General features: G+C 41.5%; 10 protein-coding genes. All 10 read right to left on the bottom strand.

The window, feature by feature from the left end:
* Positions 1 to 995 precede the first annotated feature (995 nt).
* Positions 996 to 2,000: a gene transfer agent tail collar protein BgtC gene (gene bgtC / locus QHG57_RS09130; protein ID WP_330169152.1), complete on the bottom strand. Its 1,005-nt coding sequence runs from the start codon at positions 1,998 to 2,000 to the stop codon at positions 996 to 998.
* On the bottom strand, positions 1,997 to 3,136 hold the full coding sequence (gene bgtD, locus QHG57_RS09135) for a BaGTA-type gene transfer agent maturation protease BgtD (RefSeq protein ID WP_330168033.1): 1,140 nt from the start codon (positions 3,134 to 3,136) through the stop codon (positions 1,997 to 1,999). Before bgtD ends, bgtC begins: the two co-directional genes overlap by 4 nt.
* Positions 3,133 to 3,615 carry a hypothetical protein gene (locus QHG57_RS09140; RefSeq protein ID WP_330168034.1) on the bottom strand — a complete coding sequence of 161 codons (483 nt, stop codon included), beginning with the start codon at positions 3,613 to 3,615 and terminating at the stop codon, positions 3,133 to 3,135. The genes bgtD and QHG57_RS09140 overlap by 4 nt, the downstream gene beginning before the upstream one ends.
* A gap of 428 nt (positions 3,616 to 4,043) precedes the next feature.
* Entirely contained in the window at positions 4,044 to 5,507 is a 1,464-nt protein-coding gene (bgtE, locus tag QHG57_RS09145; RefSeq protein WP_330168035.1) for a gene transfer agent protein BgtE, read from the bottom strand.
* Positions 5,508 to 6,004: 497 nt separating this feature from the next.
* Complete coding sequence (locus QHG57_RS09150) at positions 6,005 to 6,694, bottom strand: hypothetical protein (RefSeq protein WP_330168037.1); 690 nt, start codon at positions 6,692 to 6,694, stop codon at positions 6,005 to 6,007.
* Between the two features lie 81 nt (positions 6,695 to 6,775).
* Positions 6,776 to 7,894, bottom strand: a complete 1,119-nt coding sequence (bgtG, locus tag QHG57_RS09155; protein ID WP_330168038.1) for a BaGTA-type gene transfer agent major capsid protein — start codon at positions 7,892 to 7,894, stop codon at positions 6,776 to 6,778.
* A 250-nt stretch (positions 7,895 to 8,144) separates the two neighbouring features.
* Entirely contained in the window at positions 8,145 to 8,357 is a 213-nt protein-coding gene (locus QHG57_RS09160) for a hypothetical protein (RefSeq protein ID WP_330169153.1), read from the bottom strand.
* A gap of 26 nt (positions 8,358 to 8,383) precedes the next feature.
* Positions 8,384 to 9,157 carry a hypothetical protein gene (locus QHG57_RS09165; RefSeq protein ID WP_330169154.1) on the bottom strand — a complete coding sequence of 258 codons (774 nt, stop codon included), beginning with the start codon at positions 9,155 to 9,157 and terminating at the stop codon, positions 8,384 to 8,386.
* Between the two features lie 303 nt (positions 9,158 to 9,460).
* Positions 9,461 to 11,305, bottom strand: a complete 1,845-nt coding sequence (gene bgtI / locus QHG57_RS09170; protein ID WP_330169155.1) for a BaGTA-type gene transfer agent portal protein BgtI — start codon at positions 11,303 to 11,305, stop codon at positions 9,461 to 9,463.
* Positions 11,305 to 12,666 carry a PBSX family phage terminase large subunit gene (locus tag QHG57_RS09175; protein WP_330168042.1) on the bottom strand — a complete coding sequence of 454 codons (1,362 nt, stop codon included), beginning with the start codon at positions 12,664 to 12,666 and terminating at the stop codon, positions 11,305 to 11,307. Before QHG57_RS09175 ends, bgtI begins: the two co-directional genes overlap by 1 nt.
* Positions 12,667 to 13,352: the final 686 nt, after the last annotated feature.

Consider the following 13,352-nt stretch of genomic DNA (forward strand, 5'->3'; position numbering starts at 1 on the left):
TCCCTGTCTAGAGTTTTTCTACAAAAAACGCCGCTTTAAAAATACTCACAGACGAAAAACATCTCATGCATAAAGTTTTAACCGTACCTCAAACAATAGTATTTTTCGACACAACGAGGTAAACTATTGTCTTACAGATTTTCTCATATTACTTTCATCCTGTTTCAAAAAGTTGCCTGACAAGTACAAAATGCCATCTAAGCGAGTTCAACTCACCATGCATTAAACGATCGCCAATCTGCTCTAGCCCCCAGAGTCCCCATTTTGAAAGAACGAACGCTTTTTGCATACACTCTCTACCCAAAAGAGGGAGAGCACCATTTTACCTTTCCTCGCTTTAAATACACATACCCATTAACCTCTTCCCGCCACCTCAAAGGATGAAAATTGCAGCCCCACATTGGTTTGTAAACAATCCAACGACTCTGAAGGTATTCCATTTGCTAATCATTTATATGATTCATTGACATGAAAACTCTACGGGCAAATCCTCCTCTGAACATTTGCTAATGTATTAAATACTTAATGGATTAAGCTGATATCACCACCTTCAATAATAGTGTTTTAATGACGGTATTTTACGGCGTAGTAGGATAAAATTATCCATGTTTTTTTGTCATCACACACCAGCGCTTTAAATCCAGCGCTTAAAAAACGTATCACGATACCACAAGAGGGAGTATTTTAGATAACATATTGTTTCATAAGCAAAAAAATCTATAAATAAAGAAGGATTTTTTGTTCGCTTTTATCTCTACCTTTAATAATCACTATCTTGATCCTCTAAAAAACAATAGACAAACTTACCTTTACACATCCAACAAAGGCAGCACAAAAAATAAAATAATAAAGAGAGTTCATTTTTTTAGGAACGCCTCAAAATTTTCTGCACAATATATTCTATAAGGCTTTATATTCGATAAGACTTTTTTTCATAATAAAGATTTTGCAACCATTTTGCTTTCTCTCTTTTATCTCTCTTAAAGCTTTCATTCTCAGGCTTTGACAGCATAAACCACCGCCATATTGACAGGACGTGTTTCATCCTCCCCTGTTTTTTTCAACAAGACCTTATGTTCATGCTCTCCCGCAGCTTCTGTCAACCAATTTTTATTGAGCATTACAGATGCATACTCTTGAGAGCTACCCCAACCGTGGATTATAACATAGTTTTTAAACATTGGATAACTATGCTGGTGCTTGCCTGTTGAATCTGTTTTTCCTTCATGGGTATGAGATTTAAAAGACTCTTCTTGTCGACTTCCCAAGAGACGTCCTTTATCAATTTCTTTTCCACTATCGAGCCCCCGTAAAAACATTCCACGCAAATCGGGAACATTGAATGTTGTTCTCCCGTCTCCTTTTCCCCATGTTTCCCCCAGAACAGCAAAGAGATTGGCATAGTTTTTTCGTGAATATTCTTTCCCATCACAGAGTAACCACCCAGGAGGTATTTTTTCCGTAGCAAAAGTCCCAATAAATCCGGACGAAAAAGATTCAGGCAAAGGAGGAAAGGGAGGGATTTCAGGCAGTTTTATAGTAGGATTGGTTAAAAACCAGCCATCAGCATTTTTTCCGGCAATATCACGCGTATAAACGATTTCATAAAGCCCCCCCTTTTGAATTTCTTCCCCCTTTAAAGGCATAATACCCTCTGGCGTTGCCATATAAGTTGGTCTTGGCGGCAATTGATTTAAAGAAACACTTGTTATTCCTCTATTGACGCCTTGTGCTTTAAAGCGCACAACAATGCCATCCATATAAGTCTCAAAAAAAGACTTTGTTGCCAAACGGAGTGATGTTCTCTCATTCTCCACATCAACTGTAAACTGTGTTTCAATCCCGCCCCCATTATCCAACAAATATTCTTTGATACGTTGCATCATAGCGCGAGCACTATCATTGACTGAGCTTGGAGGTTGCCCTTCTGCCCAGTTTATACTTTCATCGACATAAGCATTTTCTGATGCAATAATTGACCAATCATAAATCGAACTCATAGAAGATACTCTTTTTTCAAAAAGGGAAAACGAGCAAAAAATGAAGAAAAGAAAGCCGCAATTTTATTTTTAGATGCCGGTATTTTCTCCCCTTTCATTTTCTCCATTTTCAGGCCTATTTTGTCATAATCAACATGCAATAATTTTGTTTTTGCATTGACATAAACAGCTTCAGGCTTCACACGCAATACGTCTTGCGCCAGAACGCCCTGATAACGTTGTGGATTTCCTTTATAATTAAAGGTATAAAGGGGATATCCCTTTTTCTGCCCCACAGGGATAATATTTTCTTTTGCTCTCACATCACAAAGCCCTAAAATTCCTCCGACCAATCCAAGTACTTGCTGCGCATCACGCAATGGATCTTTTGTCACAGAAGGCATTGTTGTGGATTTTCCTGAAGTTGTTCCGTAATTTCCAGCAGCCTGTGTTCCTATTTGTAACAAGCTTTGCAATCGGTTCCAATCTTGATTATCTTTTTCTGACCATTTTTGGCGTTCAGCATCTAAGATATTTTGACGGTTTATATCTTGAACCATGCCCCCTTTCAAAGCATTGCTTTGCACGTTACTCTGTCCTTGATAATAGCTATTTGCCGCATTAACCTGATCATTGAGAGAGCGATCAATCATCTGGTTTGCATTCATCATATTGTTAATATCTTGATTATATTGCTGTGCTGCAGCATTTGTTGCCAAGGCACCTAGTTCATCGGCCAGCACACCGGTATGAGCCCCAGAGCCATAACGCCCTGCCCCAGACATCGATTGATTAATTGCATCGGAAGTTTTATTCAGGGCATTTTGCAATGCAGTATTAAATTTACTATTGCTTCCAATCCAGCTTCCTTTAGCCATACTGGAAAGATTTGTAGCGCTGTTGGTTGGTGCATTCAACCATTGCATTACCGTTGGATTGTTATAAAGCCCTGCTGCTTGTTGTAAACCGGACAGCGCATTTTTTGTCATATCACTAAGACCAGCAACTCTCTCTCCTTGATAAACGTTTCCACCAATTCCTTTATTATAAAGCCCAAGCGCGTCAGCACTAGCTTGTTTAAAAATATCCGCCGCCCAAGCGGGTGGAGCGTTTGTTTGAGTTGTTGTCTGCACTTGAGGTGTGGTTTTTCTACTCATGGACCCAGAACCTTTCTATATTGAATAAGATTACGAGAATATCCGTGATAAGCGAGCTTTTTCGCCCATCCAGTTCTTCCAAACATGTGTATTTCTTCAGCGTTGATTTTTCGCGCCCATTTTTCGACTTCATCAATCAATTTGACCAATTTCAGCCCTCCCTCTCCAGCAAGATCTGAGAGAACGACGCATTTTTTCCCCGTATGGGCACTTTCAACTTTGGTTATTGCAAAAGCACTAAATTGGATTTTATTTTTTAAGACAAGCCACAATTGTGCTTGTCCTGTTGCGATTTCTTCAGCAATTTTTTCCAGACAAACATCATCCGGAAAGCGCTGAGCATATTTTTGAAACGCAGCATTAAGGGCCTCTTGATAGGGCGCTATTTTTTCCCATGGCCATTGATCTGTTAAATGAGCAGAATACAAATCTTGACTCTCTTGCATCATGGCTTTGGCTCTTTTAGTTTTGTCACTCATCTCCCCTCAAATAACATCCTCCCCCTACGCATGTCACACGTTCCATGCTTACCGCACAACTTTCAAAAAACAATACAACAAAAGAAAAGAAGCCCCTTTATCCCTTTGTCACAAAAAATAGGAAACTTTCTTCTTTATAAAAATAAAAAATTGTGCAGACTATTTTTCCTTTATCGCAGACAAGCATGCAGCATAACGAACCACCTTATTCCTTCGATGATAAAGGCTTGGACCTACCGCATGCTATTATATAAAGGGCATGCCTACCGCATGCTATTATATAAAGGGCATGCTTACCGCATGCTATTATATAAAGAGGCATGCCTACCGCATTGTTCTTTGTACTATAAAAGGGCATGCCTACCGCATACTATTATATAAAGAGGCAATGCTTACCGCATTGTTCTTTGTACTATAAAAAGGCATGCTTACCGCATGCCGGCCCGCGTCAATTCCACATCAAATCCGGTAACATGAGTCCAGTTCACTCCCTCAGGAATACGCAATTTAAAGCGATAAAACCGTGCCCTTGCGCGACAATGAATTTGTCCAGTATTATAAGAGGGCTGTTTTTCTGGCAACCAAACAGTTTCCTCTTCAAGAGATTGTCGAAAGCGCATTCCCACAGACAAATAAAACTTTCCACTATTGACTTGAGGCATAATATTTTTCACCCGTGTTATCATGCCATTTGTCTGCCCCATTTCTTGCGATGTCACCACACAAGCCATAGGAGAACCAGAAAACGAACCAAGTCTGCCCTGTTGATCAAATGCCCCCAGAATAGGCGATTCATTTTTCCAAGCTTTACTATCGAGAGAAAAGGACAAATCATCAATATTCTTCGTCACAAAATCAAGACCTTCTAGGGTTGTTCCGGCTAAGAAAATAGGCAATATCATTTTGATATCGACGAGTGCTTTTGTCCATTTTTGCAATCCCCAATCATAAATGAGCAAGATACGTTTATGAAGGTTCTCATCAGAATCAACCATCCAATAAACACGATTATACACCCCATCGATAGCCGCAGACATGGTACATAGATTATCCTGCCTTGATTTTGCTGTCATCGTTCGATCCACTTTTTCGAATCCAATGGGTATAATCTGTCCCTCATTTGTTATTTGATAAAAACCACCCTCATCGGCAAAGAATGCTAAGTCTCCTCGACAAACAATCGATTCAGCATTTTTTGCGCCTCGTTTATCGTGAATTTTTTGGAAACTAAAAATAATCTTAGATCCAGGGATAAAAGAGCCGGCATAGATTGCAGAACGCATAAAGATAATTGGATTTGTTGTCTCGGTTGCCCCTTGCACAAATCCGCCATCAGGAAAATCTTGATAATCACAGCTTTTTTTCCCCACAGTCCAAAATTCAGCATCATTCAATCCAGACCAATGGACGCGTCTTGGATTCTCGGTTAATTTCATCAAACAAACGAAATCTCCCCAGATCCGAACAATCCCCGCTTGTGGTGGATTTCCTCCTAAATTTCTAAACCTTTTATCATGATTAATATCAATCACTTGTGGTTTATCATTGGCATTAACAGCAATGATAAAATCACCAAACAAAGCAAAAGACCACGGAGCATCAACATTAGCCAGATAAGATTTTCCTTTTTGGCTAATATCTTTCCACTTCATTGTGGTATTATCAAGTAAGTAGATTTTTTCTCTTGTCCCGACAATAATAGAAACCCCATTTTTTGTTTTAACCGCAAGAGCGCCTAAAATTGGCTCAGGACACGGCTCTGATAAAGGTTCAAAACTCGGCATAGGGATATAGGAGCCATCAGCTGATAGCACATTGACAAGTTCATCGGTAAAAATTCCATTGATATCCGCCACATCGGGTCGATAATCAGCGATTGGGAAAAAAGCCATCAAGACCCCCATAAAATCTTTGAAAAGCCTAGTGCCATTCAAAACATCAAGACTTATTGATTGAAATAACAAAAACCCTTAAAACTCTAAGGGCATAAAATTCAATAAAATACACAACCCCAAGTTGATAAACACGTCGAAAAAAATGATACCACAAATAATGGCGTATCCAATGTCATCCACCAGAGACCGACCAAAATCAACCGCCCGCACCAACCCAATGATTGAGAAAAAAACTCTCCCCATAAAATCTTTGAAAAGCCTAGTGCCATTCAAAACATCAAGACTTATTGATTGAAATAACAAAAGCCCTTAAAACTCTAAGGGCATAAAATTCAATAAAATACACAACCCCAAGTTGATAAACACGTCGAAAAAAATGATACCACAAATAATGGCGTATCCAGCGTCATCCACCAGCCCTTCACCATAAATACCCAACGCTTCATCCAACCATAAGGGATAAAGCAGCCATCAACGATTTGGGAAAAAGCCTTTTAAAAACTCATTGGACGAATCTTTGAAGAACCTTTTCGGCGCGATGTTTCAATGCGCAAAGCTTGAAGCTGTTCTTGAAAATCTCTGAAAGAAACGGCGGCATATTCAGGATCTTTAAGAATATTTTTATAAAGTTCATATTTTGCCCGTGCTTTAATAAGATCAAAAGCATAAATCAACCAAGGATTATTGTCCTCTTTCAGCTGTTCATCGGCAAAATGAACAGGAGCATAAGAAAGTTGGACAGTTTCTACATGTTCTGGTGTTGGAAAGAGTCCTATTTTTTGATCAAGGCACGTATAAAAGAATGGCGTTCCTAGCGCAGGGTGCATACCATATTGTTGATGCAACACTTCCAAGGGCTTAAAGAACAACTTTGTTGGTGTTGCATTCTTTGTTGTTAAAAAGACGTCTTCCAAACACTTTTCTGATTCAATAAAAACCCCCTCTTCTTGCCCATACCATGTTTTACCACTTTGTGTTTTGAACGTCCTTTCTCTTTTTTCATTAAAGAAAAAGGGTTCGCATTCACACAAACGCAAAGCCGTAAAAATTGAATCTTGAATTTGCAGGGAATATTCCGCTGTTGTATCGTCAATTTCATCTTGAATAAGCGCAACCATATAAGCAAAAGTTTTAGAATGGTCTGAATGTGTAAGGTTTAGAGGATCAGTAGATAAAGTGGTCATAAGCCTGTCCTTTTTCTGGAAGCATTTTAAATTTTCCCCCCAACAAGAAGAATCTATTGGGGGGAAGTAAGCAAATTCGCTTTAAGCAGGTGCTCCATAAGTTGGAATAACGATAGTACCAAAATCCTGAGCCCCTTGCGTACTTCCTGGCAAGGTAAAGCAAGTTTTTTTCATCCCAATAATGGTTTTTGCCGCAACCCCGAATTCTCTTTCATAGTCGAAGAGTTCTTCGACCAATTTATAGCGTGTTTCACCTCGATCTTTACCAAAAGCAATCACAGCACTCTGGGCACCAAGTAGAACAGCCCGCCGCACATTTGGTACAGCTTTATTTGCCGCTCCAGATTCGACTCCTTCGGTAATATGTTCAGCTTCGCGCAAAACCACACCATTATACATGCCCAAAGATCCATCATAGAGCGGATTTTTGATGCGACTTCCATTATAGATTGCCTTGGTAATGTCGAGCCATTGCCCTGCATCTGTATTGGTTCGCAATTGCGTCACCTGGGTTGGATGGAGATAAAGCACATAGACATTTTCCCCATCAATCCGCACGGGTCTAATTTTTGGATTTGCCAATTTAGCCCGTTCAACAGCTTTATCAATGAGCTTGAGATCAAAAACATCGTTTGATTTTAAGTCTTCATCTTTTGTTTTTCCATTAGGGCGCACGACGCGTTTATCGGTTGGCGCTGTTGGTGCATTAAAACCATAATGAACCGGTTTAAGAGTAATAGTACGTCCCTCAAAGTTAATAGCTTTTGCGGTATATCCACACACTTGAATGAAGAACATCATACTCAGACGATCTGCATACCAATCAACCAAACCATTTTTTGCTTCGGTACGCAAATCATGGAGAATTCGTTGCTGATCAATCGTTCCTTCATTTTTGACACGCACGGCATGAACAAGTTCATTAATTGCCAAGCGATCATTGAGAAACTGTAAAGCTTCTTCATTGCCTTCCAATGTCTGCCCTTCACTCACCCCATCGCCGAGCAACTGCACACGCAAATTAAAGCTAATGGCATCCCCACTTGCTTTCGTGGTTTCATCCTTTAATTGTACGATACTGTTTGAATCATTTCCAATCAACGGTGCAATAGGAATTGCTTTTGAGACTTCTTGGTTTAATAATTTAGACCATGTGCGCACTGCCATTGGGTCATTAAGTCCGATATAAGTTACAGTCATTTTATCCTCTAAAAGTTTTATTGACATAAAAAACCCGGCAAAGCGCCGGTTGTTAAAACACCACATTTCATTTCAGATGGTGAATAGGTTATTCGTGTGTTTTATCTCATTTCTGTTAGCGTCTGCCTCCCCCTTATAAGAGCTCTCCTCACCACATCCATGCTTTGAGAAATCCCCGTTTCCCCCCTCCACCCGAAGCTCTCCACGTTCCCGCAAAAACATCCCCCGCATTCCCTGCGCTAAAAGCCTCTCACGTTCCCGCAAAAAACATCCCCCGCATTCTCCGCGCTAAAAGCCTCTCACGTTCCCGCAAAAAACACATCCCCCGCATTCTCCGCGCTAAAAGCCTCTCCACGTTCCCGCAAAAACATCCCCCCACAATTCCCTGCGCTAAAAGCCTCTCACGTTCCCGCAAAAAACACATCCCCCGCATTCTCCGCGCTAAAGCCTCACGTTCCCGCAAAAAACACAGCCCCCGCATTCTTGTTTTTAAAATTCTCTTCCCCCCATTAAACGATTAAAAGCAGCTTTATTTTTAGGATCAGAAACCCAAGCGCTAAACTCTGCTTCTGACATTTTATCAAGCATATCCAAAGAAATCGGTCCATTTGGCGTCAAACCGTTATAAGCAGCAAGTGTACGTGCAGAATTGTGTCTTTCCTGTAAATTTTCACCCATGTTATTGGGAACATTTGTGTAGCCAATTTTTTGTGCAATAGAGTAAATCACTTCAGCCGGATTTTGATTTTTTCGCGCACAATCGCGTAAGATCTGTTTCAACTCATCACCAATCAACGCATCAATATTTTTAGGATCAGCCATCTCAGGATAAAGCGAAGCGCAAGCTGCCAATTGTTTAGCCCGCGTTTCATAAATAAAATCAGCGGCTTGATCAAAATCATGATGCTTTTGTTTAACACTTGCAACAGACTGCTGATAGAACGCATGCAACTGTTCTGCTTCGCGAGCCAGAGAAGGTTGTTGTTTTTCATGTAACAGCCCTTGTTTTTGAAGTGTTTTTCCCAGCCATTGCATATAGCCCATAAAGTCTTTTTGCGGATCTGGCGGAGCATCTTCTCCCCCTTGCACTTCTTTTCCAGCCTTTTGCGAAGAGTCCTGTTTTGGCTGCGTTTGCCCTTGAAAATTATCTTCTAGAGTTTTTGCTTCTCTTCCAATTTCACCGTCTTCTCCCTCTTGTGTTGAGAGTAGATAATCCTGTTTCAATTGGTTTTGTTCTGCCGGCATTAAGTGTTCTTGATCCATGAGGTTAACCTTCTCTTTTTTAAACAATAAAATTAAATTTTTCAGATAAAACAGCCTGAGAGCATTTAGCCCCTTAATGCTTACCCATTATCACTTGAGCTCCAGTAATGCCCCCACATGGCTCCTCCACCATGACGACAAGACGCTATCGAACATTTTCCCCCATACACACTGTCCAATAAAACAGCTCTTCTGAGATAAAGAGAAGCGACATTGCACGACATAAGCAACATGGTACTATGGGAATTTATAGACACCCTTCAATTGATGAAATTCATCCAAGAGAGCACATCATAAAGCACCCTATTGTTGAGCCTTTACTGTCTGCAACATTTGCATTATCTGCTCTGTTCCCACATTACCCCCCATCTGTGCTGAGGCATTTTGCTCTTCTTGAAGAGAATTTTGCGCCTTTATCGCAATTTTATGAATGAGTGAGGCCGGTAAAGGCGAATAGCGTAAGAGATCGAGCATAATCTCAGGTGTTGCAAAATTTTGCATCAAAGGAAGCAATTGCATGATCAGTGCAAAAGTACGCTCTTTTTCATTAAGACTTGTTGGTGCATCATCCACGACAATATCATATTCCAAACTTGTCACCATTTCGCGTGTCAGTGGAACATACTGGGCATTTTCATCCCCGGCAATACGAACCAGCCGCCCATCGGACAGATAATTTTGAATAAGATAGAGAATAATTTTTCCTTGTCGTTGCCGATATCGACGCAACCCGTCAAAAAAGGAAGCCAAAAGATTAAGTGACGATTGTCGCCGTTGTTGTTCAAGAATGCCGGGTTGATTGACAGCTCTTGTCCCAATAAATTCAGAAGACAACCCCGTCACCTGTTCGAGAGCGCTTTTTGCTTCATTAAACAATTGGAAAAACCCTTGCGGAAATTGTGCCACGGGTTTAGGCTGAATTCTTCCCCCAGACACAGCCCCACTTTTCAACCAAGTAATACTATCGGCTCTAGCCCAACTCTCGACGGCTTGGCGATCATCATCAAAAGCATCGCGTTCTGCCATAATTCCGCCTTTTGATTGGCTATTGAGCAAATGCATCACTTGACTAAAATATTTGTTTGCCCACCGTTGAGGATCTTTTGTAGGGCGCACAATTCCGTAAAAGTGCCGGCTTAACTTATCAAAAGTACCGGTAATACACTCCCACCCCAATTGATTGTGTGGAACCAATGGCTTATCAGGCGCATCGAGCAGCTTTCTGCCCAAAAATGCCCGTTTGACAACTTTTCTATTCAACCTTGTTGCTTGAACATGAGGAAAGGTTTTGCTTAAATTTTGGAAATCTTTCTCTGAATAATCGATAAACTTTCCACTTTGCGGCTCGAGAACTTTATAAACCACCTCGCGTTCAAACCAGCGACATTCTACCAATGTCACCATTTTAGGACGTTGATAGGCCCCTCCCTCTTCTCCTTGATCCCCCCTCTCAGTCTGATAACTTTGTGTCATCCCATTGCTGGTTGAATGTAAAAAACTCTGATGTTTAACCCAATCAGCATTAAGATCGCTCCAATGAACATTGGGAAACATTTCTTCAGCCACAGCAAGAGGTTTTTCATCAATATACCACAAACGTTGTGCATCAATGAGATTAGGCTTGACAGCACTAGCATCCCACACCATTTTCATAGGGTCTAAGCGCGCAATGATTGGTTTTCCTTGCGGATCTTCTTCATAATCAAGGCGTGTATCTGTCCACCCCATTCCGCAAATAATTGCATCTTGAAAGGCATCGGAATCTTCGTATTCCCCGTCGGCTTCATCGCGAAACCACTCAGCCGCCCCTGTCAGAATCTGGTTTGCAAAGGCTGCTCCTTCTTGTCGTGGAATAAATTGGACTTGTCTTTTATTATTGCGCTCAGCCCCAATCACGGCATTAATTAAAGGCGCAATACGATTAAAAGTCATAACCGGTCTGTTTTGTTCGTTCAAGACGGCCAAGTCTTGCTCATTCCATTGCCGTCCATTATAAAAATCGTAATCTTCTTGGGCATTTTTTCGCCATTTTTCGACATGGGCAATATCATCCTGATACCACCCCACGAGTTTTTTAAAGAGTGCTTGATTTTCAAGCGTTTCGATTTGATCAAAAGAAGAAAAAGAAGAATCTGTAGAAATATTCATTAAAAAGCCATCCATGACGTTTGAGAATGGTGAAACGAGCGATAAGTTTTTTTTCGCGCTCTAGCATTTGGTTGTTCATAAGCCACACACATCAGTCCGAAGGCATCTGCCCCATGGCTAGCCCAATCATGTTCAGCCCCTAGACCGATATTGCGCTGTTCGTCGCGCCTTTCATGATACCAAGCGAGTGCTTTTCTACCCGCTCCTGTCGTTTCACGATTAAACCATAGTGCAGGAAACAACCGCCTTACGGCTTCGATACGCATTTTCACAGCGCCTGTTCCTTGATTAGGAATCACCTTGGTTTGAAAACCGGCTTGTTGCAGTGCACTTTCAAAACTCACATTATAAACACGATCTTTTGTAGCGCCATCATGGGGCAAAACCATGAGAGCCTTTTCATATCCCCTTTGAAAGACCCAACCCACATGCTCTGAGAGAGGCTGTCCTTGGGCTTCATAATAATCGAGCACTCGGATTTCCCGTCCAATAAATTGCGCAACCCACAATGCGGTAGCATCAGCCTTTGCTCCTGTTCCCCCGATATCCCAAAAGATTCTCACCTGCATCAAAGGATCACGTGGAACAGTGGTAATCCGCCCTTCCATTTCGGCTTCGAGAAGACATTTCTGATAATAAGCCCCTTGGACAGCTTGAAGATATTCGCCTTCCCAAATATGGTTATACTGCTCTGGTCTTTGCTGCAAATCATCCATTCGATCACGATTGAGTTTTTCCGGAAATTGCGGATTATCACGCCAATTAATTTCTGCTCCTTTGATATGAGGATTATCGACATTTCGGAAACGTTTTTCCACGGGTGCATTTTCATTGCACGGGTTCCATGTGACCCATAATTCTGCATTCCAATCTTTTCCTTCTTCGCGCAAAGTTGGAATAAGTGTTTGCCAAGCAGTTTCTGTCACCGGCTCCGCCTCATCGACCCAGCAAAGGAAAACGCGCCCCATTGACTTAATACTTGCGATATTTCGATCAAGACCAGCAAATACATAGACGATGCGCCCATCTTTTGACTTAATATATTTATCGCCGACTTCATAATAGTCTTGTAAAAAAGGATAAGATTCGATAGCGCGTTTAATTTCTTCCAAAGAACTATCATTGAGAGAATTTTGAAACTGGCGTGCACAAAGAATAATACCGCGTTCTCCAGCCATTCCATGGCGATATCCCACCACAGCCGACATCAAAGCAAAAGAACGTGTTTTTCCAGAACCCCGTCCTCCCCAAGCAGCTCGCACATCTGCTTTTCCAGTAAAAACAGGAATAAGCTTTGGAATAAGAGCCACTTGAGCTGTTTTCTGCCCTATTTTTTGAGAAATTTTCTGAACAATTTTCATTATAAATTTTCATACATTAGCAATAATTGCGCTTCACCCTTTTGCTTATCCCAAGTTTAATTTTTCCAAAGCAATTGAAGGAAAAGAGCAATTGAACGAAAAACACCCTTCTCAAAAGCAGCGCTTTATCTTCTCTTTATCCTGATATGCAATGCATTCCCTTTTTGGCATGAGTTCCCCTTAATCCCGCCATACGCCGCTATTCCCCAAGAAACCTATCCCCCTAAGGCACTAAAACCCCACCCCTCAAATACACCGCACCCCTGTCCCCCACAAAAGCACGGGTATCCCACACCAAATCATAGCCTCAGCACATGGAGGCTCTGAAGCATGTCCAAAGCTCCAATATCATGCTTCTTAAGCATCACCAATCCTCACACTTGTCTATATACCCAAGATACCCCCACCAAAACACATCATCTCAAGCTTCACGCCCCTCACCCATCGAAACACTGTCTCGTCCCCCAATACCCTTGCACCAAAGTCTCTCTGGCACACGCCCTTACGCATCATTCACCTAAAAAGCCCCACACCCTCCAGTATCACGAGCACCTCAAGCAGGAGATAGCCTCCGCTTCAATCCCCTCAAGACAAACAATCACAAAAGCAACCCCCTTGTAGAAACGTCACCCCACATCATCCACCTCAGCCTAACATTTTCCAATATCACAAGCCTCCATTGTCGA

The organism is Bartonella grahamii subsp. shimonis, from assembly GCF_036327415.1.
Classification (GTDB): domain Bacteria; phylum Pseudomonadota; class Alphaproteobacteria; order Rhizobiales; family Rhizobiaceae; genus Bartonella; species Bartonella shimonis.

Coding starts and splice junctions, on each gene's coding strand:
- QHG57_RS09150 (WP_330168037.1), bottom strand. CDS start 6,694: ATGACCACTTTATCTACTGATCCTCTAAACCTTACACATTCAGACCAT.
- bgtG (WP_330168038.1), bottom strand. CDS start 7,894: ATGACTGTAACTTATATCGGACTTAATGACCCAATGGCAGTGCGCACA.
- bgtE (WP_330168035.1), bottom strand. CDS start 5,507: ATGGCTTTTTTCCCAATCGCTGATTATCGACCCGATGTGGCGGATATC.
- QHG57_RS09165 (WP_330169154.1), bottom strand. CDS start 9,157: ATGGATCAAGAACACTTAATGCCGGCAGAACAAAACCAATTGAAACAG.
- bgtI (WP_330169155.1), bottom strand. CDS start 11,305: ATGAATATTTCTACAGATTCTTCTTTTTCTTCTTTTGATCAAATCGAA.
- QHG57_RS09140 (WP_330168034.1), bottom strand. CDS start 3,615: ATGAGTGACAAAACTAAAAGAGCCAAAGCCATGATGCAAGAGAGTCAA.
- bgtC (WP_330169152.1), bottom strand. CDS start 2,000: ATGAGTTCGATTTATGATTGGTCAATTATTGCATCAGAAAATGCTTAT.
- bgtD (WP_330168033.1), bottom strand. CDS start 3,136: ATGAGTAGAAAAACCACACCTCAAGTGCAGACAACAACTCAAACAAAC.
- QHG57_RS09175 (WP_330168042.1), bottom strand. CDS start 12,666: ATGAAAATTGTTCAGAAAATTTCTCAAAAAATAGGGCAGAAAACAGCT.